Origin of the sequence: uncultured Pseudoxanthomonas sp. (assembly GCF_947498795.1) — a bacterium.
Lineage (GTDB): Bacteria > Pseudomonadota > Gammaproteobacteria > Xanthomonadales > Xanthomonadaceae > Pseudoxanthomonas_A.
Map to the genome: position 1 here is coordinate 119,593 of NZ_CANMLQ010000001.1, position 23,726 is coordinate 143,318.

Genomic DNA, 23,726 nt, shown 5'->3' on the forward strand with positions numbered 1-23,726 from the left:
GCGAACTCAGTCGGCTCGCGCATATGGATAGCGAATTCTGTTCGCGAGTTCGGCGGCTCCGGCTGGTGCAATGCGGTAACCGCTCGCATCCACACATGCCGCGAACAGGCGCTCCACAGCATGAGCTAACGTCCCGTCAAGCTGCCCGGCTTCCGTTTCGAAATCCGAGGGGCGGAGGCTGGATTCGAGTAGAGGCCGAATGGCATCTAGCCTCACCCAGAACATGCTGCCGGAAGCAAAGAAAGTCTTGTCAGTGACGGCGTCTAGTAGGCCGAGTTGGGATGCCAGCGCCCTAACTTTGGCGGCGTTTGATCCCATGTACGTGTCCAAGTGAAGGAAGTGGGCAGCCGGGGCAATAAGACCGAGCGTGGGATCGCGCTCGAATTCAGCCATTGCCGCGCTGCCTGCACGTACCAAGGTTTGCACCAGTTCTTTGCGCCACGCAGCGCCGTTGGTCAGGTGGGGAGACTTCTTCGTATGCAGCTTTAGGACAACTGCGACACCTTCTTGAGCGAGGCGTGACGCCAGCTGCAGGAACGGGAGAATGTCCCGGCCTCTGTTAGGAACCACGACGAGTTCATGCGGTAACGCGGCTTTTTGCATATGAATAGCAACCCTGCCAGCCAGGTCCAGGGGGCAGGTGATCAACAAGGGCGGTCGATCCTCCCAGTCGACTAGTTCCTCGACGATGTCATTGAGCGCGTCGAGATACCATACATGTAGGACTATCCTGGTACTTCGCGACGGATCGACGAATGGTCCGATGCCACCCAAGGCACGGCGAGTCGCGCGAAGATATGCGTGGCCATGCATGAGATCGGGCTCGAGTGTCGCCCCTTCGGCCCACTCGTTCCACGCGTTGATGAACACATGTCCCATTTTTTGCGGGGTCTGGTCAGATTTGGCGATCGAGCGTCTGAGCCAGCGCTCATATCGCAGCGGCGTGGCATGAAGGAAGCTAAGTCCTTTCCCCGGCCGTCTTGCCTCATTGTCCCAGCCGGGATTCACACCGGGATAAACCCTGCTTCCTGACGAGCTGGCTGTTCTCTCGAATGCACTTGCCATCTCCCGAAAATCCAGGATGCGCCCTGCGAAATGCTCATTGATAAGTTGAGCTTGTGCCACATCAGCCGCGTGAGATTGTCCCAAAGGTGGAAACTCTATTGCCGCGTCGAATCCAAACGTCGAGGGGTCGGATGCGTCAAACGACTGGACATAGGCAAGCTCTACGGCGCCGATGCCGTTGTCCATGCACCAGGCGCGCCAGCGTGCCGCAGTGGCTTTCATATCAGGGAACAAACCGGGCCGATACACCACCAGCATAGGCTTCCCATCAACTCGCAGATAGCGCGGGTCCCGCATGTAATCCGCCACATACTCGATGAAGGCGATATCGTCTTCCGGCGAGTGCTTCTGATCGATCAGGATCTCGTCGCCCCGGCCGTCCCACGTGCGTGTCCACTTTTCGTTCGCCCAGCACAGGCAGAACTTCAGGTCGATGGTCTTGTCGTTGAGCCAGTTGCGTAGCGGGGTTTCGAGCAGGGTCTTGCCGCCGAACCAGTAGAAGTAGAAGCAAAAGGCGCTGATGCCGTACTCGCGGGCGAGGCGGGCTTGTTCATGCATGACCTCGACGTTGCGCAGGTCGTAGAAGCCGAGGTCGCCGGGCAGCTTGGGTTGGTAATGGCCTTCGAACTGGGGCAGGGCACGGGTGACGTTGCGCCATTCGGTGAAGCCTTTGCCCCACCACTCGTCGTTCTCGGGAATGGTGTGGAATTGCGGCAGGTAGAACGCGACGAGCGTGGCGGGCAGCGGGTCCGGCAGCTCGCCCTTCTCATAGGGCACGTAGCCGATCGCGCGCTCATCGGAACGCACGTACGGCCGGCGCGGCAGCTCGCCGGTCGGCGCCTTGCCCTTGGGGCCTTCCGGCACCCAATGGCCCTTCGTGTCGAGGAAGCGCTCGCGCAGTCTGTCGCGCGTGCCTTGCGGCATCGGCGTCAGCCGGAATGCGGTTCGCAGCGCGTAGAAAAGACCGGTGCGAAGGCGGCGTGACAGTGGAGTCGCCACAGGCGTCCTAGAGGTTCTGGTAATTCGGCCCCGCGCCGCCTTCCGGCGTCACCCAGTCGATGATCTGGTAGGGGTCCTTGATGTCGCAGGTCTTGCAGTGCACGCAGTTGGCGGCGTTGATCTGCAGGCGCTTGCCGTCGCCGTCGTCGACGATTTCGTAAACGCCTGCCGGGCAGAAGCGGGTACAGGGGTTGTCGTATTCGGCGGCGCAGCGGGTGACGCACACGGAGGTGTCGTGCACGCGCAGGTGCACGGGCTGGTCTTCGTCATGCTCGGTGGCCGCGTAGTAAACGCCCTGCAGGCGATCACGCGGTGCCAGCGTGCGGTCCACGTAGTCGCGCTTGGGTTGCTCGTGCTCGCCGACCTTGTCGAGCGAGGACCAGTCGGGCTTCACCTTGAGCGTCCACGGCGACAGGCCGCCGGTGAGGGTTTCCCAGGCGGCGTTGGCCATGCCGAACCACAGGCCCTTCTTGAAGCCGGGCTTGATGTTGCGGACGGACTTCAGCTCGGCCATCGCGTCCGAGGCGCGCAGCTTCGCGTCGAATCCTTCGGGTGCCAGCTGCGATGCCACCAGGTGCTCGGCCGCCAGCATGCCGCTGCGGATCGCCTGGTGCGTGCCCTTGATCTTCGGCACGTTGAGCAGGCCGGCGGTGTCGCCGATCAGCAGTGCCCCCGGCATCTCGACTTTCGGCAGCGACTGCCAGCCGCCGGTGACGATGGCGCGCGCGCCGGCGGACAGTATGCTCCCGCCTTCGAGCAGCGGCTTGATCAGGGGGTGGTTCTTCCACTGCTGGAAGGCCTCCCAGGGCTTGTACTCGGGGTCCTTGTAGTCCAGGCCGCTGACGTAGCCGAGCGCGATCTGGTTGTTCTCAAGATGGTAGAGGAAGCTGCCACCGTAGATGTCGTTGCTGGCCGGCCAGCCCAGTGTGTGCACGATCTTGCCGGGCGTGACGCGGCCCTCCGGCACCTGCCACAGTTCCTTGATGCCGATCGAATACGCCTGCGGATCGCTGTCCTTGTCCAGCGCGAAGCGCTTCACCAGCCGCTTGGTCAGGTGGCCGCGCGCGCCTTCGGCCAGCACGGTGACCTTGGCTCGGATGTCGATGCCGGGCGTGTATCCTGGTTTGTGGCTGCCGTCTTTCGCGATGCCCATGTCGCCGATGCGCACGCCCACGACTTTGCCGTCGTCATCGTGCAGCGTTTCGGACGCAGCGAAACCCGGGTAGATTTCCACGCCCAGCGCTTCGGCCTGCGGGGCCAGCCAGGCGCACATCGCGCCCAGCGAGACGATGAAGTTGCCATGGTTGCGCATGCCCGGCGGTACCACCGGGAACTTGCGGCCGCCGTCCTTGCTGAAGTACCAGAACTCGTCGTCCTTGGCCGGCACGCAGACCGGCGGCGGGTTGTCGCGCCAGCCGGGGAGCAAGGCGTCGAGCGGCTCGGGTTCGATGACGGCGCCGGACAGGATATGTGCGCCGATGGTGCTGGCCTTCTCGATGACGCAGACTGAGATATCCGGATCCAGTTGCTTGAGCCGGATGGCAAAGGCAAGCCCCGACGGTCCTGCGCCGACGGTGACGACGTCGTACTCCATCACATCGCGTTCGACATCGGACATCGGGTTCGGCTCCAGCGTGGCGTTAGGCTTCCCGCATTTTCGGCGTTTGCGCGGAGCGGGGCAAATCCGCGAGCATCACGGCATGACCATACCCCTTCCGCTCTCGCCGGATGGACGCCATGAGGCGCTGCCGGGCGCATCGCTGGCCTGTCATGCCGACTGGCTGCCGGCCATGGAAGCTGACACGCTGTTCGCCGATTTGCGGGCGTCGCTGCCGTGGAGCGTGCATCGCATCCGCCTGTTCGGCCGCAGCGTCGATTCGCCGAGGTTGAGCGCATGGATCGGCGATGCGGATGCCGTGTACCGCTATTCCGGCACGGATTTCCTGCCGCATCCGTGGACCCCGGCGCTGTCGGGACTGCGGGCGCGACTGCAGGACGCACTGGGCGTGCCGTTCAACAGCGTGCTCGCCAATCTCTACCGCGATGGCCGCGATGCGATGGGCTGGCATAGCGATGACGAGCCGGAGCTGGGCCCGGCGCCTGTCATCGCGTCGATCAGCCTCGGCGGCGTGCGCCGGTTCCTGCTCAAGCACAGGCAGGATCCCGCGCAGAGGGCGGCGTTCGAACTGCCGCATGGCAGCCTCTTGGTGATGGCGGGCGAGACGCAAAGGCACTATCGGCATGCGCTGCCACGCACGGCGAAGCCGGTGGCGCCGCGCATCAACCTGACGTTCCGCCTGATCGATCCCGCGCGTCGGCGCTGAGGTTCCGGGGGGCCGCTAGCGGTTAGCCTTGGGGTCGCTGTTGCCCGACACCAGGATCCAGCCGGCGATGTCGCCAGTGGCCGCTTCCAATGCCTGTTCGAAGGCGTCCGCGACCTGCGGGACATCGGTGCTGGCGGCCGGCTTCTTTTGCAGGAACGTGCGCGACGCGACCACGCGCTGGTCGCGGTTGTTGACCAGCTTCGCGTTCACCTCGACCACGGCGGCGGGTACCGCGCCACCCGCGTAGTCGGCCTCGAAACGGCGCAGGTCCATGACCAGCTTGTAGTCGCCGAGGATGCCGGCGTCGGCGCTGGCCACGGCGGGAATCTTCCCGGAATCCTCAAGCGTGCGCTGCACGGCGTCCTGCAGCATGTCGGTCGCGGGCAGGGCCCACGAGACGCCGCGATACACCTGCAGCTCGCCGGGCGTCGGCCGCACGCTGATGCGCGGGCTGTCGATCACGCGCGCGGCGGTGGGCTTGGCCACGATAAGGGTCCAGGCGACCTGCGGCCAGCCCGGCTCGGGCGCGACCCTGACATCGGGCGCGTAGATCGTGACCGGGTCGCGCTGCTCGCTGCCCAGGATCGAGCAGCCCGCGAGGGCGAGGGAGACAGGAAGGGCGAACAGAAGGCGCATCGGCTTCATTTCGGGTCGAACTCCTTGGGTGCGTCGCGGCCGAGCAGGTAGCGCGCGGGATTGCCTTCGAGACGGTCGCTGACGCGGCGCAGATCGCGTACGAGGCCACGCAACTCGGTCAGCGTGGGGCCGAGCTGGCCGAGGCCATCGCTGGCGAAGCTGTTGATGGCGGCTCGGTTCTCGCCGAGGATCGCGTCAGCATTGCCAGCGGCGGAATCCAGCTTGCCCAGCGTGGTTTCCAGCTTGTCGAGGATGCCGGGCAGCTCCTGCACCAGGTTCTTGTCCAGCCGCTCGATGGCGCCGTTGGTGGTGGTGAGCGTCTTGTCCAGGTTCTGCGCGGCATCACGCGCGCTGACGATCAGGGCCTCGATGCCATCCTCGCGGCTGGCCAGCGACGTGCTCATTGCTTCCAGGTTCGCCAGCGTGGTGGTGATGCTGGCGACGTTCTTGTCGCTGAGGGCCTGGTCCAGCCGCTCGACGATGCGGTTGGCAGTATCGGTGATGTTCTGCAGTGCGGACGGCGCGGTCTGGATGACCGGCGCTTCGCGCGTGTCAACGCTGGTCAGCGACGGCGCCTGCGGCGTGCCGCCGCTGAGCTGGATGATGGTCGGGCCGGTGAGACTGGTGATGGCCAGCTTCGCGCGGGTATCGGTCTTCACTGGGGTATACGACTCCACCCGGATGCGGGCGATCACCTGGCGCGGATCGTTCGGCGCCAACGAGAGTTTGGTGATGGAGCCGACCGCAATGCCGTTGTACTGCACCGGGCTGCCGACGGTCAGGCCGGTGACCGCTTCGCGGAAAACCACCTGGTATTCCTGCCAGGTACGCTCGGAGGAGTACTTCGCCGCCCACAGGCCGAACAGCAGCAGCGCGGCGGCGATGATGAGGGTGAAGGCACCGATGAGGACGTAGTTGGCGCGTGTTTCCATGGATCAGACCGCCGTTTGCGATTGAAGGGGCCCGGAGGCCTGCTGCCCGCCGCGCGCTGCGCGTGCGCGGGGGCCGTGGAAGTATTCCTGTACCCAGGGGTGATCGAAGCGCTCCACCTCGGGCAACGGTGCCACGGTGATGACCTTGTGGTCCGCGAGCACCGCCACGCGATCGCAGATCGCGTACAGCGTGTCGAGGTCGTGCGTGATCAGGAAGACGGTCAGGCCGAGCGCTTCCTGCAGTGTCTTGATCAAACGGTCGAACGCGGCCGCACCGATGGGGTCCAGGCCCGCGGTGGGCTCGTCGAGGAACAGCAGCGGCGGATCCAGCGCGAGTGCCCGCGCCAGGCCGGCGCGCTTGCGCATGCCGCCGGACAGCTGCGACGGCAGCTTGTTCAGCGCATCGGCCGGCAGGCCGGCAAGCTTCACCTTCAACAGCGCCAGCTCGTAGCGCCAGCTGTCCGGGAGTTCCGGGTGATGCTCCTTCAGCGGCACCTGCACGTTCTCGCCGACGGTCAGCGACGAGAAGAGGGCGCCATCCTGGAACAGCACGCCGGTGTTGCGCTCGATGTGCTGGCGCGCGGCCGGATCTTCCGAACGCGCATCTTCCCCGAGCACGGTGATCTGCCCTTCGTCGGGTTGGCGAAGGCCCAGGATCGAACGCATCAGCACCGACTTGCCGGTGCCGGACCCGCCGACCACGCCGAGGATCTCGCCGCGACGCACGTCCAGGTCCAGGCCTTCGTGCACGGTCTGTGCGCCGAAGCGGTTGGCCAGTCCGCGCACCTGGATGATGGGGGATTCATCGGTCATGCGCCGTCACCAGTCCATGTGCATGAACCACAGCGCAGCCAGCGCGTCGATCATGATGACCAGCGAGATCGTCTGCACCACGCTGGAGGTCGTCCGCTCGCCCACCGACTGCGCCGTGCCTTCCACGCGCAGCCCTTCCAGGCAGCCGATCAGGCCGATCACCAGCGCGAATATCGGCGCCTTCGACAGACCGACGAGGAAATGCTTCACCTCGATGGTGTCGTGCATGCGCGCGATGTACATCTGCGGCGGAATGCCGAGATCGAAGGCGCCGACGGTGACGCCGCCGGCCAGGCCCGCCATCATCGAGATGAAGGTCAGCAGCGGCAGCATCACCAGCAGCGCGATCAGCCGCGGGATCACCAGCAGGTCGACCGGATCCAGGCCCAGCGTGCGGATCGCATCGATCTCCTCGCGGCTCTTCATCGCGCCGATCTGCGCGGTGAACGCGGAGGCGGTGCGACCGGCCAGGACGATCGCGGTCATCAGCACGGCGAACTCGCGCAGGAACGCGATGCTGACCAGTTCCACCACGTAGATTTCCGCGCCGAAGTCACGCAGCACGGTGGATCCGAGGAAGGCGATCACCGCGCCCACCATGTACGACAGCAGGATCACCAGCGGCACCGCGTCCAGCCCGACGGCTTCCATGTGCGCCACGGTGGCGGTGGCACGGAAGCGGCGCGGCTCCTTGACCATGCGGACCAGCTTGACCAGGTTCTCGCCGGTGAAGCTGAGCAGGGCGACGATGTCCTGCTTGTTCTGGTGCACCCGGTAGCCAAGGCGCGAGAGCGCAGCCAGGAAGCCGTAGTCGCGCTTGCGCGGCGGTCGGTCGTCGGCAACGTCCTCGATGGTGCTGACCAGGGCCTGGTGGTCCTGGCGGAACTCGATGTCCGACGGCTCCATGCCGCGGCGCTTGGCGAAGCGGAGCAGTTGCAGCACGCCCGCCGAATCGATGCGGTTGATGGTGGTCGCGTCGAGCCGGTTGACGGCGTCGGGCAACGTCTTCAGCTGTTCCGCCACCGTCAGCGCACTGGCGAGCGTCCAGTCGCCCGCCAGCTTCACGCGCTGGGGGTCACCGGGATCGGCTTCGTACTGCGGGCGGGCAAGGGTGGGGGTCATGGCGTCGCTCGGCCAAGGAGCATACAGGCTATCCCAGTGAACGTGAGTGCCACGCCGACAACGCCGCGACGGCCCAACGGTTCACGCAACCACAGCGCCGCCAGCACCACAAGGAAGACCGATGCGGACTCGTTTAGGATCGCCGCGACCGAGGCCGACGTGAACTTGTAGCCCCCCAGCCACAGCACCATCGACAATCCCTGGCCGATCAGGGCGGCCAGCACCAGCCGGTGCCAGGGAACATCTGCGGGGACGAAGCGCATGCGTCGGCGCATGGAGGGCAGCAAGGCGAGCAGGAGCAGGCCGGCCAGCGCGCCGGACAGACGCAGCAGGGTGACCCACAACAGCGGCTGCGATTCCAGCGTGCGTTTCACCATCACGATGGCGACTGCCATCAGCGCGATCGCCAGCACGCCGAGCGCGATGCCGCGCACGGTGTGCCCGGGATCGGCAGGGCGCCCGTGCGAGGGGCGGCTGACCAGCAGCACGCCGCCGGCCACCAGCGCGAACCCCACCCACTGCACGCCGCCCAGGCGTTCGTCGAGGAAGACGAACCCCAACAGCAGCACCAGCGGACTGTAGAGATTGCCGATGACGCCCATGCGGCCGGCACCGAGCTCGTTGAGCGCGCGGAAATACAACGTGTCCGCCAGCGCGATGCCGATCACGCCGCTGGCCAGGACGATCAGGAGGTCCTGCCTGGGCAGGACCGGCCACGCACCGGCATGCAGCAGCAGGGCAACCGGCGCCAGTACGCACAGCACCAGCGCGTTCTTGAGCAGGTTCAGCGTCAGGGGTGGCAGGTGCGCACCCAGCTGGCGCGCCAGGATGACGCCAACCGCCCATGCGGCCGCACTGCCCAGCGCCATGGCTTCGCCGATCCCCACGGTGCCCCCTGCCCACGTCGTGGTGCGTAGTGTAAGCAGCGCGAGGTGAAGTCATGTGCGGGTGCTTGGGCGATACTGTGCCGATGCCCGACGACATCCTGATGTCCGCCACCTACGCCCAGCGCATCGCCTTCGTCTGCGAGATCGCCGGGCGCCTGCACAGCTACGGCACGACCGCGCAGCGCCTGGAAGGCACGGTGGTGGGCCTGTCCCAGCGCCTGGGCCTGGATTGCGAACCGTGGTCGAACCCCACCGGGCTGATCCTCAGCTTCAGCGATCCTTCGCGCCCCCTGGGCGCCAGCGACAGCACGCGGGTCATCCGCCTGGCACCGGGCGAGACCGACCTGCACAAGCTGAGCGAAGCCGACCGCATCGCCGATGCGGTGTCGTCCGGCGAGATGAGCATCGCCCAGGGCCACACCGCGCTACGGGCCCTGGACCGCACCCCGAGCCGGCGCTGGCGCGCGATGCAGATCTTCGCCTCGGGCCTGGCGGCAGCGGCCGTGGCAGGCCTGTGGCGGTTGCCGTGGCTGGATATCGCCACGGCGGGGCTGATCGGCGTGATCATCGGCGTGCTGGGCGAGCTGATCGCGCGTCGTCCGCAGATGAAGGAGGCCAGCGATGCGATCTCTGCACTGGTCGCCGGCTTCGTCGCGATCCTGGTGGCGAACTTCATCGCCCCGTTGAACCTCAACACGGTGATCATCGCGTCGCTGATCGTGCTGTTGCCCGGCATGGCGCTGACCAACGCGGTCAACGAACTGACCAGCCAGCACCTGGTGTCCGGCGTGGCGCGCTTCGCGGGTGCGCTGGCGACGGTACTCAAGTTGACCGTGGGCAGCATGATCGCGGTGACGTTGGCGCAGCTGCTGGAGATGTACCCCGATGTGCGCGCCTCGCGTCCGCAGCCGGAATGGGTGGAATGGGGCGCCATGGTGGTCGCCGCCTACGCTTTCGCCGTGTTGTTCAAGGCGCATCGTCGCGACTATTTCTGGGTGATGGCGGCCGCCATCGCCGGCTACAGCATCTCCCGCTATGCGGGCCAGGCGTGGGGCGTGCCGGTCGGCATTTTCCTCTCCGCCCTGACGCTGACCGCCGCCGGCAATGCCTTCGCGCGCTGGGCCAACCGGCCGGGGGCGCTGATCCGCGTGCCGGGCATCCTGATGCTGGTGCCGGGCAGCACAAGCCTGCGCGGCCTGCTGACGCTGGTGCAGCAGCAGGATGTCGGCGTGGGCCAGTCGGCGCTGTTAGCCGTCACCAACGTGGTGATGGCGCTGATCGCGGGCCTGCTGTTCGGCAACCTGCTGATCTCGTCGCGCAAGAATCTCTGACGCGCGCAAACGGAAACGTGAGGCCCAGGCCTCCCGTTTCTTTCCATCACGCGAAGCGCGGTTACTTCTTCTTGATGATGAAGTCTTCGGCCTTCTTGCCCTTGGCGATCAGGGCGGCCATCCAGCGCGGATGCTTGCCGCGACCGGTCCAGGTTTCCTTCGGATTGGCGGGGTTGCGGTACTTCGGCGCGACCTTGCCGAGCTTCTTGCCGGCGCGCGGGCCAGGCTTGCTCGCTGCCTTGGCGGGGCGCGTGCCGCCGGTGCCGAACAGCTCCTCCAGCGTGTAGCCCTCGGCCTTGGCGAATTTGGTGATCTTGCCGCGCACCGTCGCGATGGGCGTGCGCTTGGCCAGCTTGCTCTGCTGTTGCTTGGCCTTTTCGATCAAGGCGCCAAGTTCCTTGGCGGACAGCTTACGCAGGTCGATCGACATCAACTATCTCCAGTCAGGAAGGGAAAGCCCGTCCTTGGCAGTGGCACGATGGTAAGCGACCACGGAATCGCCGCACAAACCCGGGGGTGCGGGGATGCCGGTTCGCGCATCCCCGCGGCATCAGGCGCGCAGGCGTGCGAGCAGGTCCTCGCGGCCGATGTTCTCCGCGTCCTGCGCGCGACGCGCACGGTATTCGAACGTGCCAGCCGCCAGCCCGCGCTCGGATACCACCACCCGGTGCGGAATGCCGATCAGTTCGATGTCGGCGAACATCGCACCCGGGCGCAGGCCGCGGTCGTCCAGCACTGCTTCGATGCCGGCAGCGTGCAGGTCGGCGAGGAGCGCCTCGGCGGCATCCTTCACCGCGGCGTCGTCCTTCGGATTGATCATGCACACCGCGACGGCCCACGGCGCCATCGGCGCGGGCCAGACGATGCCGTTGGCGTCATGGTTCTGCTCGATCGCCGCCGCGACGATGCGCGACACGCCGATGCCGTAGCAGCCCATGGCCGGCGTGGCGGCCTTGCCGGTTTCGTCCAGCACGGTGAACTTCATCGCTTCGCTGTACTTGCGGCCGAGCTGGAACACGTGCCCCACCTCGATGCCGCGCACCAGGCGGATCTCTCCACCGTCGGCCGCCGTGTCGCCCGCGACCACGTTGCGGATGTCGGCTACCGTCTCCGGTTCCGGCAGGTCGCGACCCCAGTTGACGCCGGCGAGATGGAAGCCGGCCTCGTTGGCGCCGACGACGAAATCCGCCATCGCCGCCACGTCGCGGTCGGCGACCACGCGGATCGCCTGCTTCGCGCCGATCGGGCCGAGGAAGCCCGGTTCGCTGCCGAGGTGGGCGAGGATCTCCGCCTCCGTCGCCAGCCGGTAGTCGGCCATGCCGGCGACCTTGCCCAGCTTGATCTCGTTGACGGCATGGTCGCCGCGCACCAGGGCCAGCACGAAGCCGGCGTCGGTCATGACGGCGACCGACTTCACCGTGCGCTGCAGCGGGATGCCGAGCAGCGCGGCGACCTCCTCGCAGGTCTTCTGCGTGGGCGTGGCGACCTTGCTCAACGTCTCCGTGGCGGCCGGCCGCGGACCCGGGGCCGCGGCCTGCGCGGCTTCGACGTTCGCGGCGTAGTCGGAGCCGGTGGAGAACGCGATGGCGTCCTCGCCCGAATCGGCCAGCACATGGAATTCCTGCGAGGCATCGCCGCCGATGGCGCCGCTGTCGGCCTGCACCGCTCGGAAGTCGAGGCCCAGGCGGGTGAAGATGCGCGTATAGGCCGCATGCATGTTGCGGTACTCGCGCACCAGGTCCTCGTCGGTGATGTGGAACGAGTAGGCATCCTTCATCACGAACTCGCGCGCACGCATCACGCCGAAGCGCGGGCGGATCTCGTCGCGGAACTTGGTCTGGATCTGGTAGAAGTTGACAGGCAGCTGCTTGTAGCTGGACAGCTCCTGGCGCGCGAAGTCGGTCACCGCTTCTTCGGCCGTGGGGCTGTAGCAGAAGTGCTGCTCCTTGCGGTCGGTGATCTTCAGCAACTGGCCGCCGAACTTCTCCCAGCGGCCCGTCTCTTCCCACAGCTCGCGCGGCTGGATGGTCGGCATGATCATCTCGATCGCGCCGGCGCGGTCCATCTCTTCGCGTACCACGGTTTCCACCTTGCGCAGCACGCGCAGGCCCAGCGGCGACCAGGTGTAAAGGCCGGCGGCGAGCTTGCGGATCATGCCGGCGCGGAGCATCAGCTGGTGGCTGACCAGCTCGGCATCGGCCGGGGTTTCCTTGGTGGTGCGGAGGTGGAACTGCGACAGGCGCATCGGCAGGGGGATCCGGGAGGGGCGAATCGCCTATTTTGCCAGCCTTGGCCGCACGCGGGGCGGCGCTGGGTCAATCGGCGTCGGTCGCGGCGTCGCCGCTCACGCGGATGCCGGCGGGCGTGTCGCGGTCGATGCGTTCGTAGCGCCGGCCCTTTGGCGGCTGCTCGGTGATCTGCAGCACGCCGGCGTCGTCGCGCCAGCGATACAGCGAAGGACGGGTTTCGCGCGCCTGGGCGGCCGCGGCGTCGTCCGCGCGCGCCTGCTTGCGCGATGTGGCGTCAGGGGCTTCCCGGCCGAGCCACCAGGCGACGCCGGCCCCCAGTGCGATGCCTGCCGCGATCGCCAGCCAGGCGCGCATCCGGCCGGATCAGGTGCCGGCGGCCGGCTTGCAGTAGGCCTTCACCGCGGCCTCGGCGAGATTGCGCTGGTTCTCCCGACCGGTGTCGTCCAGCGTGGTGTCCGGCTTGCCGTCACCGTCGGTGTCCTGCTGGATCGGGCCTTTGGTGGCCGCCAGCATCTGCAGGTTGGCGCGCGCGGTCGTGCACTGCGGGTTTTCGACCGGCTTGCCGGCCGGCTGCGGCGCATCCGCGGCCGCGGCACCATACTGGTTGATGCGGCGGTTCTGCGCAGCCTGCTGGTTGGGCGGCGGGCTGTCGGAGTAGTGCGTCACCCCGTTCTTGTCCTTCCACTGGTAGACCTGCTGGGCCTGCACGGTAGAGGCGGTCGCCAGGCAGAGCGCCAGCACGGACAGGCAGGACAGGAGGCGCATGGGAAGCTCCGGATCACGGGGGACCCGATTGCAGCACCCCGGGGCCGCGCAGGCAAGCCGGGCAGGGGAGCGCTGGGCTAAACTGCGACCCATGAACGAAATCAAGCCGCCCCCGCGCTCCCGCGGGATCTACCTGCTGCCCAACCTGTTCACCACCGCGGGCCTGTTCGCGGGGTTCTTCGCGATCATCGCCGCCGCCAACGGCCAGTTCGTGAATGCGGCCATCGCCGTGTTCGTGGCGGGCCTGATGGACGGCATCGATGGCCGCGTGGCGCGCCTGACGGGCACCAGCAGCGATTTCGGCGTGCAGTACGACTCGCTGGCCGACCTGGTCAGCTTCGGCCTGGCGCCGGCGCTGGTGATGTACCACTGGTCGCTGTCGGCGCTGAAGTTCGACGGTGGCGTGATGGGGCGCGTGGGCTGGGTCGTGGCATTCCTGTATGCGGCGTGCGCCGCCTTGCGCCTGGCGCGCTTCAACACGCAGGTCGGCACGGTGGACAAGCGCTGGTTCATCGGCATGGCCAGTCCGGCGGCCGCCGGACTGATGATGTCCTTCGTATGGGCGTTCGCCGACGGCGAACTGGGCTGGACGGGCGAGGAACTGCGTTATCTGGCGCTGGCGGTCACGCTGGTCGCGGCGCTGCTGATGGTGAGCCGCATCCGCTTCTGGAGCTTCAAGGGCACGGGCGAGGGCGGGGCGAAGGCCGACCGCATTCCGTTCGTGGTGCTGGCGCTGGTGCCGCTGGTGCTGGCGATCCTGTTCATCGACCTGCCGCGCACCTTGTTCGCGGTGGGCGTGGTGTACGCGCTGTCGGGCCCCGGTTACTGGCTGTGGCAGCGCGCGCGCCGGCACAAGGATGCTTCCGCATGACGCTGGCGGCGGACCGTTTGTGGTCGGCCGAGCAGCAGGGCTGGCTTCGCGCACTCGGCCACGCCATCTACCTGCCCGCCGACTGGCCGACCGAGGCCGGCGGCCCGGCGGCGGCTCGGGTGGATATGCAGGACGTACGCACGGAGGCGGCGACACCGACAACGCCTGCGCCGCGTGCAAGACCACCGGCACCCGACGCTGACGAGCGACCCGCACCCGTGCGCCAGGCATCGGCGCCCCGGACCGGTGGCGCGAAGCTGCCGGACCGCCTGCATTTCGCGCTGATCCGCGCATCGGGCTGCAATCCCAATGCGCCGGAAGCCGCCGCCCTGATCGCGCAATGGCCGAGTTCGGCGGAATTGCGCGGCAACCCGGCCGCCAAGCGCGCGCTGTGGCCGCTGTTGCGTCGCCTGCGCCGCGGTATCGCGACATGAGCGCGCTGGGCGTCGAGGCCTCGCCGGGGTCCACGTCCAGCCTGCGGCCGATGCGCGAGGGCGACCTCGACGCGGTGATGGCGATCGAGCAGCGCGCCTATCCGTTTCCCTGGACGCGCGGCATCTTCAAGGATTGCCTGAAGGCCGGTTACCCGTCATGGGTGATGACGGAGCACGGACTGGTGATCGGCTACGGCCTGCTGAGCATCGCGGCAGACGAGGCGCATGTACTGAACGTCTGCGTGGCACCGGAACGCCAGGGGCGCGGTCTCGGTCGCCACCTGTTGCGCGCGCTGGTGAAGATCGCCCGCGACCACCGCGCGCAGCGCGTCTTCCTGGAAGTGCGCCCGTCCAATCCGGGCGCGATCGCGCTGTACCACAGCGAAGGCTTCAACGAGATCGGCCGCCGGCCGCGCTACTACCCGGCCCGCGATGGTCGCGAGGACGCACTGGTCATGGCGATCGAGCTGGTCGCCGACGACATCAGCTCGATGCCGCCGCTGTAGGGCGGAGCTCGCTCCGCTGCTTTCCGGTCAGTCGATGGAAGGGTAACGCCTGCGCGGAGTCGAGCAAGCTCGACTCTACCGGGCCGGAATGACGTGAGCGTCAGAGCTTCGCGCGCTGGCCGTGCAGGGCGGCGAGCTGGTTGCTCCAGTCGACGAGGCGCTGGCGTTCCTGTTCGACCACCGCCGGCGGCACCTTGTCGGTGAACTTGGCCAGCTTGGCCTCGCTCTTCTCCTTCTCGCTGGCGACGCGCGCGATTTCCTTGTCCAGGCGCGCGCGTTCGGCATCGAGATCGACCAGGCCTTCCAGCGGCACCAGCAGCTTCAGCTCGCCGACGACCGCGGCCGCCGAGGCGGGCGCATCGGCGCCGGCGTCAAGCCACGCGATGCCTTCGAGCTTCAGCAGGAACGAGAGCGGCGCGGTGAAACGCTCGATCCGCGCGCGGTCCTGCGCGGCACCGTCCTGCAGCAGCAGGCGGACGGTCTTGCCCGGCGAGACGTTGAGCTCGCTGCGCACGCGGCGCAGCGTGGACACCATCGTCTTCAGCCATTCGACGTCGGCATCGGCCTGCGCGTACTCCTGGCCGGCGAAGTCGCTGGCGACCGGGTAGGGCCGCAGCGACACGGTGCCGCCGTCGATGCCCAGCTTCGGCGCGACCTGCTGCCACAGTTCCTCGGTAACGAACGGGGTCAGCGGATGCAGCAGGCGCAGCAGCGACTCCAGCACGTACAGCAGCGTGTGGCGGGTGCTGTCGGCGGCAGTCGCGTCATCGCCATTGAGCGCGGGCTTGGCGAGTTCGACGAACCAGTCGCAGAACTCGTTCCAGGCGAACTCGTACAGCGCCTGCGACAGCAGGTCGAAGCGGTAGGCGGCGAACTGCGTTTCGGCCTCGGCGACAACCTTGGCCAGGCGCGAGAGGATCCACTTTTCCGCATCGGTCTTCGGCTGCGGCGCACCGTTCGCAGTGAAGCCGTCGGTGTTCATCAGCACGAAGCGGGTGGCGTTCCACAGCTTGTTGCAGAAGTTCTTGTAGCCCTCGGCGCGGCCCATGTCGAACTTGATGTCGCGGCCGTGCGTCGCCAGCGCGGCGATGGTGAAGCGCAGCGCGTCGGCGCCGTGCGGCACGATGCCGTCCGGGAATTCCCTGCGCGTGGCCTTCTCGATCTTCTCGGCCATCTTCGGCTGCATCAGGCCGCCGGTGCGCTTGGCCACCAGGTCTTCCAGCGAGATGCCGTCGATGATGTCCAAGGGGTCGAGCACGTTGCCCTTCGACTTGGACATCTTCTGGCCGTCCTTGTCGCGGATCAGGCCGGTCATGTAGACGTCGCGGAACGGCACCTGGCCGACGAAGCTGTCGGTGGCCATCACCATGCGCGCCACCCAGAAGAAGATGATGTCGAAGCCGGTGACCAGCACCGACGACGGCAGGTAGCGGTCGAAACCGCGCGCGGCCATCGCCTGCGTGTCCGGCCAGCCCATCGTGCTGAACGGCCACAGCTGCGAGGAGAACCAGGTCTCCAGCACGTCGCTGTCCTGCGTCAGCGCGACGTCGGCGGACAGGCCGGCCTTGGCGCGCGCCTCGGCTTCGTCGCGGCCGACGTAGCAATTGCCCGCGCTATCGAACCATGCCGGGATGCGATGACCCCACCAGAGCTGGCGGCTGATGCACCAGTCCTGGATGTTCTCCATCCAGTGCCGGTAGGTGTTGATCCAGTTCGGCGGCACGAACTTCACCTCGCCGGACTCGACGAGTTCGAGTCCGCGCTTGGCCAGGCCGTCCATCTTCACGAACCACTGGTCGGTCAGGTAGGGCTCGATCACCTGGTTGGTACGGTCGCCGCGCGGCACCTGCAGCTTGTGCGGCTTGGTCTCGACCAGCAGGCCGAGATCCTCGAGATCCGCCAACACGACCTTGCGCGCTTCGTAACGATCCAGGCCGCGGTATTTCTCCGGCGCGTTCTCGTTGATCGCCGCCGTCGGCGTCAGCAGGTTGATCAGCGGCAGGTCGTGGCGCAAACCCACCTGGTAATCGTTGAAGTCGTGCGCGGGTGTGACCTTCACCACGCCCGTGCCGAACTCGCGGTCGACATAGTCGTCAGCAATGACGGGAATCTCACGGTCGGTCAGCGGCAGTTTCACCGCCTTGCCGATCAGGTGCGCGTAACGCTCGTCTTCCGGGTGCACCATCACCGCGGTGTCGCCGAGCATGGTTTCCGGCCGCGTCGTCGCCACCACCAGCGAGCCACTGCCGTCGGCCAGTGAATATTCGATCGACCACAGGAAGCCGTCTTCCTCGACGTTCTCCACTTCCAGGTCGGAGATCGCGGTCTTCAGTACGGGGTCCCAGTTGACCAGGCGCTGGCCGCGGTAGATCAGGTCTTGCTCATGCCAGCGCACGAAGGCTTCGATGACCGCCTTCGAGGCGTCTTCGTCCATGGTGAATGTGCTGCGCGACCAGTCGCCGGACGCGCCCATGCGGCGCATCTGCCGCTCGATCGTGTCGCCGGACTGCGCCTTCCAGTCCCAGACCTTGGCAATGAAACCGTCGCGGCCCAGCGAGTCGCGCGTTTCGCCCTTGCCTTCCTGCGCCAGGTTGCGGCTGACGACCATCTCCGTTGCGATGCCGGCATGGTCGGTGCCCATCTGCCACAGCGTGTCGAAGCCGCGCATCCGGTGGTAGCGCACCAGCGCGTCCATCAGCGTGTGCTGGAACGCGTGGCCCATGTGCAGCGTGCCGGTGACGTTCGGCGGCGGCAGCAGCACGGTGTACGGTTCGCCCTTGCCGCTGGGCTTGAAGTAGCCGGCGGCTTCCCACTGTGCGTACAGGCGGGATTCGAAGGATTTCGGGTCGTAGCTGGAGGCGAGGTCGGTCATCGTGTCGGTGTGGTTGCTGCGATCGTGCGAACGCGGATCGCGTGGCCGGCGGCAGCGCCGCCGAGGGCATTACATGTCGTGCTTGTTCACGTCGTAGCCGCGCGCCTTGTACTGCTTCCAGCGCTCGCGCAGCGGCTCGCGCGCGGACGGGTCGGCGGGCACCACTTCCAGCACGCGCTCGCAGGCGCCGGCGAAGGCGTCGTCGCGCAGGTTGATGACCAGCGCGCGGGCGGGTACGTCGACATCGGGCGTGGCGATCAGCACGGGCGTCAGCTCGTCCTCTTCGTCGCCGGCGATCTGGTGCGGGATGTAGGCGTCCGGGTCGAACTCCCACAACAGTTCGTCGAGCGCTTCGGCCTGCGCCGCGTCGCGCGCCAGTACCAGCGTCCACTGGTTGCTGTCGTAGGCCTTGCGGGCCAGTTCGCAGACCAGCTTGAGCGGTTCCTCAAGGAAGCGCGGCTTGGTGATCAGGTAGAAGTCGGCACGGGCCATGGCGTCGGGTTCGCGTCGCCGGTCAGGCGACGCGGTCCAGCAGCCACTGGCTCAGCAGGCCGACCGGTCGGCCGGTGGCCATGCCGCGCTTGCCTTCGTCATTGGAGACGCCGGCGATGTCCAGGTGCGCCCAGCGCTGGCCTTCGGTGAAGCGCGCGAGGAAGCAGCCGGCGGTGATCGCGCCGGCCCAGCGGCCGCCGATGTTGTAAACGTCGGCGAAGCTGGATTCCAGCTGGGTCTGATACTCGTCCCACAGCGGCAGGCGCCATGCGCGGTCGAACACGGTCTCGCCCGCACCGAGCAACTCGTTGCTGAGGTCGTCGTGCTTGCTCATCAGGCCGCTGGCGTAGCGGCCGAGCGCCACGATGCAGGCGCCGGTCAGCGTGGCGACGTCGACCAGCGCGGCGGGCTTGAAGCGCTCGGCGTAGGTCAGGGCGTCGCACAGGATCAGGCGGCCCTCGGCGTCGGTGTTGCCGACCTCGATCGTCTTGCCGGACATGCTGGTGATGACGTCGGAGGGACGGTACGCGTTGCCGTCGATCGCGTTCTCCACCGCCGGCACGATCACCACCATGTTCAGCGGCAGCTTCATCTTCACGGCAGCCACGAAGGTGCCGATGACGCTGCCCGCGCCCAGCATGTCGTACTTCATCTCCTCAATGCCGCCCTGCGTCTTCAGGTTGACGCCGCCGGTGTCGAAGGTGATGCCCTTGCCGACCAGTACGTACGGCTTGGTGTCGGCGTCGCCGGCACCGTTCCACTTCAGCACGATCAGGCGCGGGCGGTTGGCCGAACCGCGCGCCACGGCCAGCAGCGAGCCCATGCCGAGCGCTTCCATCTGCGTCTCGTCGAGGATCTCGGCTTCGGCGCCGTGCTCCGAGGCCAACTGCTGCGCCTGCTCGGCCAGATAGGCCGGGGTGCAGATATTGGGCGGCAGGTTGCCGAGTTCGCGCGTGGTCTGGACGCCGGCGGCGATGGCAATACCCTGCGCCAGGGCATCGGCATCCTCGCCGGCGATGGCGAAGTGGGTCAGGCCCGGGTCGTCGTTCTTCTTCTTGCCCAGCGTGGCGGTATAGCGGTAGCAGGCATGGTCGGCGGCGATCACGGCCTGGCGGATCTTCCACGCGGCGTCGCGCTCCTTCACGTCCACGTCGGACAGGGTGAACAGCGCGCTCTTCACCGGCCCGATCTTCAGGGTGCGGGCGGCATCGCCCACGGCCTTCAGGTACTGCGCCACGCCGAACTTGGCCGCTTCGCCCAGGCCCACGACCAGCACGCGCGGTGCGGCGACGCCGGGCAGGTCATGCAGCAGGGTGGTCTTGCCGGTCTTGCCGCCGATGTCGCCCCGCTGCAGCAGCGCGGACAGCTTGCCCCCGCTGGCCGCATCCACGGCCTGGCCGGCCGCGGTCAGGCGCTTGTCGGCGTACGCGCCTACCACGAGGCAATCGACGCCGGCCTGGGCGGGGGCTTCGTGGTTCAGGGTGAATTCCAGCGTCATTGATCAGATTCCCGGTTCAGTTACGTACAATCGCGGGCCGGATGAAGGTGGCTGACGCCATCCCGGACCGCAGAGACTGCCGCCGCAGGCGCGGCGCACAAGCCCGAGATTGTAAATCAAGCCCTCCTGATGCCGAAGCTGGACCGCTACCTCTTCCGGGAATTCACCCAGAGCTTCCTGGCCACCCTGATCATCCTGCTGATGGTCAGCGTGGGCGGCGTGATGGCGGACCTGCTGGGCGACGTGGCCGACGGCAAGGTACCGGCACGCCTGCTGCTGTCCCAGTTGGGCCTGCAGTTCCTCAACTACATGCCCTACATCATCCCGCTTGCGCTGATGCTGGGCCTGCTGCTGGCGTTTTCGCGCCTGTACCGGGATTCGGAAATGGCGGTCCTGACGGCGGCGGGTATCGGCCCGCGCCGGCTGCTGCGGCCGCTGATGATGCTGGTGGTGCCGGTGGTGGTGATCGTCGGCGTGTGCTCGCTCTGGCTGGGCCCGTGGGCGCTGCGCACCGCGCAGAACATGCTGGAGCATGCCAACCGCAGCCTGGTGGTGTCGGGCCTGGACGCGGGCAAGTTCACCGTCCTGTCCAGTGGTGCCGTGGTCTATGTCAGTGCCCTGTCGCCAGACGGTACCGGGCTGAGCAAGGTCTTCATGCACCGCGCCAACGAGGGCCGCATCGACGTGGTGACGGCGAAATCGGGGCAGATGTTCTTCGAGGGCGAACGCAACCGTTACCTGCGCCTGGACGACGGCTTCCGGGTCGAAGGTCCGGATGGTGCGGGGCTGGATTACCGGCTGATCCGCTACAAGTCCAATGAGGTCGCGTTGCCCGACCGGGCCGACACGCTCGACAAGGACGATCCTGCGCTGCAGCCGACGCCTCAGTTGCTCGGCGATGCACGCCCCGAGGCCAATGCGCAACTGCATGCCCGGTTAACCCCCCCGTTGCTGGCACTGGCGTTCGCTTTGCTCACCCTGCCACTGTCGCGCAGCTCGCCGCGGCAGACCCGCTACGGGCGCGTGATGCTGGGCTTCCTGGCGTATCTGGTCGGCGTCAGCCTGATGATCAACGGCACCCAGTTGCTGGTCGACGGCAAACTGCCCGGGCTTGTGGGCTTGTGGTGGCTGACCGTGCCGCTGCTGGCGGCGGCGATCTGGTTCTACCTGCGTGACGGCCGGCTGTCGCGGCCGCGGAGGCGCGCATGAGGCTGCTGCCGCGCCTGCATGACACCTACGTGGGCCAGGTGGTCCTGGTCACGGTGCTGCTGACCTGGGCGGTGCTGGTCGGCCTGGACGTGGTGATGGCGCTGTCGGGCGAGATCAGCGACCTGGGCACCGGCAACTACACCTTCGGCCATGCGGTCGCCTGGGTGCTGTACACCGTGCCGCGCCGCGCCTACACCATGTTCCCCACGGCAGCGGTGATCGGTTCGCTGATGGGGCTGGGCCAGCTCGCGGCCAGTTCGGAACTCACCGCCCTGCGTGCGCTGGGCCTGTCGCGCCTGCGCCTGAGCATTTCGGTGGCCGCCGCGCTGGGCATCCTGACCGTGCTGATGATCTTCAGCGGTGAGACGCTGGGTCCGTGGGGCCAGCGCCAGGCCGACGTGCTGAAGATGGCGGCGCGCACCGGCAACGTGGCGATGGACCGCTATTCGGGGCTGTGGGCGCGGGAAGGCAACACCTTCCTGTACGCGCAGAGCGGTGAAGAGAAGGACCAGGGCGGTGGCAAGGTGTCCCTGCAGCTGCGCGACGTGCGCATGTACGAACTCGCGGACGACGGCAGGCTCGCCTCGATTGCGCATGCCGCCACCGCCGAACATCTGGACGGTTACTGGCTGTTGAAGAACGTGCGCCGCACCACCTTCAAGGAGCGCTCGGCCGTGCAGACGACGGTACTGGGCGAGCGCTGGGAATCGGAACTGGACGCGGCTGTGCTGTCGTCCAGCCTGGTGCGCGCACGCAACATGCCCAGCACCGAGTTGAGCCAGAACATCGATTACCGCAAGCGCAACGGGCTGGACGCGCGCGACTACGAGGACCAGTACTGGGCGCGCTGGTTCTATCCGCTCAACGTGCTGGCCCTGTGCCTGGCCGCCATCCCGTTCGCGTTCGGCAGCCTGCGCAGCGGCGGCATGGGCAAGCGGTTGTTCCTGGGCATCGTGTTCGCCGTCGGCTTCTACGTGCTGCAGACGATGTTCGTGCGGCTCGCAGGCGCATTCCGGCTCGACTATCGGATCGCGTACGCCATCCCGCCGTTCGCCCTGCTGGGCATTTCCTGGCTGATGTTCCGGCGCAGGAGCCGCTGAGGCGCCATCAGGCGTGCTTCGGCAACCGCACCACGCGCGTGCCGCTGAAGCGGTCGTGGAAGGCCAGCCGGTCGCGGTCCAGCCACGCCCACCAGAAGCCCAGGCCCGCGGTCAGCGTCGAAAGTGTCGCCAGCGCATAGCGTCGCCACAGCGCGGCCAGCGTCGGTGTGCCGCCGTCGGCCGCGATCACCTTCAACCGCCACGGCCGCATGCCCAGGGTCTGTCCGCCGCGCAGCCAGCTGAAGGTGGCATACAGCCCGGCGGCGCCCCAGCAGCACGTCCATAACAGCCACCACATCGGGCTGAAGGGCTCGATGTTGTGGCGGACGTTGTCGCTGATCACCACGTCCACCAGCACGAACGGAATCGCCACCGCCAGCCACATGGCCAGCACGGGCCAGAAATCGTAGAGCAGCGCGAGCAGGCGCCAGCCGATCAGGGCGCGGGAGGATGCGGGGGTGGTAGCGGGATCCGTCATCGCGACAGGATACCGGCTACGCCCCGTCGACTCTCGTGGGAGCGACGTCAGTCGCGAAATGAGCCGGCGACGGCGCATAACGCCTTCGGGTGCGGTACTTCCATGCGTTCTGGGGCGATCGGCATTCGCAACTGCCGTCGCTCCCACAAGAACGATCCGCATCGCCTAAGCTTGGCGCATGACTGCCCGCACGCCCGCCGAACGCCGCCAGCAGGCGAGCACATTGCCTCCGGTACCGGACGCCGATGCGAACGACATCGCAGCCTTCCTGGATGCGATCTGGGCCGAAAGCGGTCTCGCACGGCCGTCGCTCGACAGCTATCGGCGCGATCTGGAAGGCTTCGCGCGCTGGCGCAACGGGCGCGGGGGAGGGTTGGCGGCGGCGGATCGTGCCGCGCTGTTCGACTACCTGGCCTGGCGCACGCGCGAGGGCTATTCGCCGCGCAGCAATGCCCGGCTGCTGTCCGCCCTACGGGCCTTCTACGCCCACCGCCTGCGCCGGGGCCAGCGTCGCGACGATCCCACGGCACTGCTCGAGCCCCCCCGCCTGCCGCGCTCATTGCCGAAGGCGCTGGCGGAAACCGAGATCGATGCGCTGCTGGCCGCGCCGGACATTGACACCCCGCTGGGCCTGCGCGACCGCGCCATGCTGGAGCTGATGTACGCGGCCGGCCTGCGCGTCAGCGAACTGGTCACCCTGCCGGCGACGGCAGTCAACCTGCGGCAGGGCGTGCTGCGGGTCACCGGCAAGGGCAGCAAGGACCGCCTGGTGCCGTTGGGGGAAGAGTCGCAGCACTGGCTGGAAACCTACCTGGCTCGGTCGCGGCCCGCGCTGGTCGGCAAGCGCAGCGTGCCGGCCCTGTTCGTCGGCGCAACGGGCGAGCCGCCGACCCGGCAGCAGTTCTGGTCGCTGGTGAAGCGCTATGCGGGCGCCGCGGGCATCGATCCCGTCCGCATCAGTCCACACGGGCTACGCCACAGCTTCGCCACCCACCTGCTGAACCGCGGTGCCGACCTCCGCGCGCTGCAACTGCTGCTGGGTCACAGCTCGCTGTCGACCACCCAGATCTACACGCTGGTCGCGCGCGAGCACCTGAAGCAGCTGCACGGACGCCATCACCCGCGCGCGTGAGCCCGCTCACA

General features: G+C 67.5%; 22 protein-coding genes and 1 pseudogene. 8 read left to right on the top strand and 15 right to left on the bottom strand.

Translation table 11 applies throughout. From position 1 onward, the window contains the following. Positions 1-6: 6 nt before the first annotated feature. A complete protein-coding gene (locus Q0907_RS00585; RefSeq protein ID WP_299340468.1) occupies positions 7-2,064 on the bottom strand; it encodes a glycoside hydrolase family 99-like domain-containing protein in 2,058 nt (685 codons plus the stop codon). 7 nt (positions 2,065-2,071) lie between these two features. Then, complete coding sequence (locus Q0907_RS00590; RefSeq protein ID WP_299340470.1) at positions 2,072-3,682, bottom strand: electron transfer flavoprotein-ubiquinone oxidoreductase; 1,611 nt, start codon at positions 3,680-3,682, stop codon at positions 2,072-2,074. Positions 3,683-3,764: 82 nt separating this feature from the next. Between Q0907_RS00590 and Q0907_RS00595 the strand changes: the two genes are divergently transcribed. Next, the gene (locus tag Q0907_RS00595; protein ID WP_296279572.1) at positions 3,765-4,388 is read left to right on the top strand and encodes an alpha-ketoglutarate-dependent dioxygenase AlkB; all 624 of its coding nucleotides are present in this window, start codon (positions 3,765-3,767) and stop codon (positions 4,386-4,388) included. A 15-nt stretch (positions 4,389-4,403) separates the two neighbouring features. Here Q0907_RS00595 and Q0907_RS00600 read toward each other — a convergent pair whose 3' ends face one another. Genes Q0907_RS00600 through Q0907_RS00620 form a run of 5 tightly spaced genes read right to left on the bottom strand, consistent with a single transcriptional unit; the run spans position 4,404 to position 8,778 of the window. After that, a complete protein-coding gene (locus Q0907_RS00600; protein ID WP_296279574.1) occupies positions 4,404-5,033 on the bottom strand; it encodes an ABC-type transport auxiliary lipoprotein family protein in 630 nt (209 codons plus the stop codon). Continuing rightward, the gene (locus Q0907_RS00605) at positions 5,030-5,956 is read right to left on the bottom strand and encodes an MlaD family protein (RefSeq protein WP_296279576.1); all 927 of its coding nucleotides are present in this window, start codon (positions 5,954-5,956) and stop codon (positions 5,030-5,032) included. The genes Q0907_RS00600 and Q0907_RS00605 overlap by 4 nt, the downstream gene beginning before the upstream one ends. A gap of 3 nt (positions 5,957-5,959) precedes the next feature. Further along, entirely contained in the window at positions 5,960-6,769 is an 810-nt protein-coding gene (locus tag Q0907_RS00610) for an ABC transporter ATP-binding protein (RefSeq protein ID WP_296279577.1), read from the bottom strand. Positions 6,770-6,775: 6 nt separating this feature from the next. Further along, positions 6,776-7,891 (bottom strand): MlaE family lipid ABC transporter permease subunit, encoded by a 1,116-nt coding sequence (locus tag Q0907_RS00615; protein ID WP_299340472.1) that lies wholly within the window; start codon positions 7,889-7,891, stop codon positions 6,776-6,778. Further along, positions 7,888-8,778: a DMT family transporter gene (locus Q0907_RS00620; protein WP_299340473.1), complete on the bottom strand. Its 891-nt coding sequence runs from the start codon at positions 8,776-8,778 to the stop codon at positions 7,888-7,890. Before Q0907_RS00620 ends, Q0907_RS00615 begins: the two co-directional genes overlap by 4 nt. A gap of 83 nt (positions 8,779-8,861) precedes the next feature. On the opposite strand from Q0907_RS00620, the gene Q0907_RS00625 reads away from it, so the two are divergent. Next, entirely contained in the window at positions 8,862-10,109 is a 1,248-nt protein-coding gene (locus tag Q0907_RS00625) for a threonine/serine exporter family protein (protein WP_299340475.1), read from the top strand. Here the strand turns inward: Q0907_RS00625 and Q0907_RS00630 are convergent. The 4 genes and pseudogenes from Q0907_RS00630 to Q0907_RS00645 form a co-directional block, all read right to left on the bottom strand. Continuing rightward, positions 10,026-10,539: pseudogene (locus Q0907_RS00630) on the bottom strand (H-NS histone family protein). The gene Q0907_RS00625 and the pseudogene Q0907_RS00630 sit on opposite strands and share 84 nt — an antisense overlap. Before the next feature lie 120 nt (positions 10,540-10,659). Next, positions 10,660-12,354, bottom strand: a complete 1,695-nt coding sequence (locus Q0907_RS00635) for a proline--tRNA ligase (protein WP_299340478.1) — start codon at positions 12,352-12,354, stop codon at positions 10,660-10,662. Between the two features lie 70 nt (positions 12,355-12,424). Then, entirely contained in the window at positions 12,425-12,712 is a 288-nt protein-coding gene (locus tag Q0907_RS00640; protein WP_299340481.1) for a DUF4124 domain-containing protein, read from the bottom strand. A gap of 9 nt (positions 12,713-12,721) precedes the next feature. Further along, a complete protein-coding gene (locus tag Q0907_RS00645; RefSeq protein ID WP_299340484.1) occupies positions 12,722-13,123 on the bottom strand; it encodes a DUF4124 domain-containing protein in 402 nt (133 codons plus the stop codon). A gap of 91 nt (positions 13,124-13,214) precedes the next feature. Between Q0907_RS00645 and pssA the strand changes: the two genes are divergently transcribed. Genes pssA through rimI form a run of 3 tightly spaced genes read left to right on the top strand, consistent with a single transcriptional unit; the run spans position 13,215 to position 14,934 of the window. Next, complete coding sequence (gene pssA / locus Q0907_RS00650; RefSeq protein WP_299340487.1) at positions 13,215-13,994, top strand: CDP-diacylglycerol--serine O-phosphatidyltransferase; 780 nt, start codon at positions 13,215-13,217, stop codon at positions 13,992-13,994. Continuing rightward, positions 13,991-14,428, top strand: a complete 438-nt coding sequence (locus Q0907_RS00655) for an alanine acetyltransferase (protein WP_299340490.1) — start codon at positions 13,991-13,993, stop codon at positions 14,426-14,428. Before pssA ends, Q0907_RS00655 begins: the two co-directional genes overlap by 4 nt. Then, a complete protein-coding gene (gene rimI / locus Q0907_RS00660) occupies positions 14,425-14,934 on the top strand; it encodes a ribosomal protein S18-alanine N-acetyltransferase (RefSeq protein ID WP_299340493.1) in 510 nt (169 codons plus the stop codon). Before Q0907_RS00655 ends, rimI begins: the two co-directional genes overlap by 4 nt. Positions 14,935-15,034: 100 nt before the next feature. Here the strand turns inward: rimI and Q0907_RS00665 are convergent, their stop codons facing one another. From Q0907_RS00665 to Q0907_RS00675, 3 genes are all read right to left on the bottom strand, one after another. Then, positions 15,035-17,806: a valine--tRNA ligase gene (locus Q0907_RS00665; RefSeq protein WP_299340496.1), complete on the bottom strand. Its 2,772-nt coding sequence runs from the start codon at positions 17,804-17,806 to the stop codon at positions 15,035-15,037. A 69-nt stretch (positions 17,807-17,875) separates the two neighbouring features. Next, entirely contained in the window at positions 17,876-18,298 is a 423-nt protein-coding gene (locus tag Q0907_RS00670) for a DNA polymerase III subunit chi (protein ID WP_299340499.1), read from the bottom strand. Positions 18,299-18,320: 22 nt separating this feature from the next. After that, positions 18,321-19,796, bottom strand: coding sequence for a leucyl aminopeptidase (locus Q0907_RS00675; protein ID WP_299340501.1), 1,476 nt, complete (start codon positions 19,794-19,796; stop codon positions 18,321-18,323). A gap of 129 nt (positions 19,797-19,925) precedes the next feature. Here Q0907_RS00675 and lptF point away from each other — a divergent pair, with 129 nt between their 5' ends. Then, complete coding sequence (lptF, locus tag Q0907_RS00680; RefSeq protein WP_299340504.1) at positions 19,926-21,005, top strand: LPS export ABC transporter permease LptF; 1,080 nt, start codon at positions 19,926-19,928, stop codon at positions 21,003-21,005. Further along, positions 21,002-22,105, top strand: a complete 1,104-nt coding sequence (lptG, locus tag Q0907_RS00685) for an LPS export ABC transporter permease LptG (RefSeq protein WP_296279600.1) — start codon at positions 21,002-21,004, stop codon at positions 22,103-22,105. Before lptF ends, lptG begins: the two co-directional genes overlap by 4 nt. Before the next feature lie 7 nt (positions 22,106-22,112). Here the strand turns inward: lptG and Q0907_RS00690 are convergent, their stop codons facing one another. After that, positions 22,113-22,583 carry an RDD family protein gene (locus Q0907_RS00690; protein WP_299340507.1) on the bottom strand — a complete coding sequence of 157 codons (471 nt, stop codon included), beginning with the start codon at positions 22,581-22,583 and terminating at the stop codon, positions 22,113-22,115. Positions 22,584-22,761: 178 nt separating this feature from the next. Here Q0907_RS00690 and xerD point away from each other — a divergent pair, with 178 nt between their 5' ends. Continuing rightward, the gene (gene xerD, locus Q0907_RS00695; RefSeq protein WP_296279605.1) at positions 22,762-23,715 is read left to right on the top strand and encodes a site-specific tyrosine recombinase XerD; all 954 of its coding nucleotides are present in this window, start codon (positions 22,762-22,764) and stop codon (positions 23,713-23,715) included. Positions 23,716-23,726 lie beyond the last annotated feature (11 nt).

Coding starts and splice junctions, on each gene's coding strand:
- Q0907_RS00655 (WP_299340490.1), top strand. CDS start 13,991: ATGACGCTGGCGGCGGACCGTTTGTGGTCGGCCGAGCAGCAGGGCTGG.
- Q0907_RS00675 (WP_299340501.1), bottom strand. CDS start 19,796: ATGACGCTGGAATTCACCCTGAACCACGAAGCCCCCGCCCAGGCCGGC.
- Q0907_RS00625 (WP_299340475.1), top strand. CDS start 8,862: ATGCCCGACGACATCCTGATGTCCGCCACCTACGCCCAGCGCATCGCC.
- lptG (WP_296279600.1), top strand. CDS start 21,002: ATGAGGCTGCTGCCGCGCCTGCATGACACCTACGTGGGCCAGGTGGTC.
- Q0907_RS00635 (WP_299340478.1), bottom strand. CDS start 12,354: ATGCGCCTGTCGCAGTTCCACCTCCGCACCACCAAGGAAACCCCGGCC.
- Q0907_RS00645 (WP_299340484.1), bottom strand. CDS start 13,123: ATGCGCCTCCTGTCCTGCCTGTCCGTGCTGGCGCTCTGCCTGGCGACC.
- Q0907_RS00665 (WP_299340496.1), bottom strand. CDS start 17,806: ATGACCGACCTCGCCTCCAGCTACGACCCGAAATCCTTCGAATCCCGC.
- Q0907_RS00595 (WP_296279572.1), top strand. CDS start 3,765: ATGACCATACCCCTTCCGCTCTCGCCGGATGGACGCCATGAGGCGCTG.
- lptF (WP_299340504.1), top strand. CDS start 19,926: ATGCCGAAGCTGGACCGCTACCTCTTCCGGGAATTCACCCAGAGCTTC.
- xerD (WP_296279605.1), top strand. CDS start 22,762: ATGACTGCCCGCACGCCCGCCGAACGCCGCCAGCAGGCGAGCACATTG.
- Q0907_RS00605 (WP_296279576.1), bottom strand. CDS start 5,956: ATGGAAACACGCGCCAACTACGTCCTCATCGGTGCCTTCACCCTCATC.
- pssA (WP_299340487.1), top strand. CDS start 13,215: ATGAACGAAATCAAGCCGCCCCCGCGCTCCCGCGGGATCTACCTGCTG.
- Q0907_RS00610 (WP_296279577.1), bottom strand. CDS start 6,769: ATGACCGATGAATCCCCCATCATCCAGGTGCGCGGACTGGCCAACCGC.
- Q0907_RS00590 (WP_299340470.1), bottom strand. CDS start 3,682: ATGTCCGATGTCGAACGCGATGTGATGGAGTACGACGTCGTCACCGTC.
- Q0907_RS00640 (WP_299340481.1), bottom strand. CDS start 12,712: ATGCGCGCCTGGCTGGCGATCGCGGCAGGCATCGCACTGGGGGCCGGC.
- Q0907_RS00690 (WP_299340507.1), bottom strand. CDS start 22,583: ATGACGGATCCCGCTACCACCCCCGCATCCTCCCGCGCCCTGATCGGC.
- Q0907_RS00615 (WP_299340472.1), bottom strand. CDS start 7,891: ATGACCCCCACCCTTGCCCGCCCGCAGTACGAAGCCGATCCCGGTGAC.
- Q0907_RS00670 (WP_299340499.1), bottom strand. CDS start 18,298: ATGGCCCGTGCCGACTTCTACCTGATCACCAAGCCGCGCTTCCTTGAG.
- Q0907_RS00600 (WP_296279574.1), bottom strand. CDS start 5,033: ATGAAGCCGATGCGCCTTCTGTTCGCCCTTCCTGTCTCCCTCGCCCTC.
- rimI (WP_299340493.1), top strand. CDS start 14,425: ATGAGCGCGCTGGGCGTCGAGGCCTCGCCGGGGTCCACGTCCAGCCTG.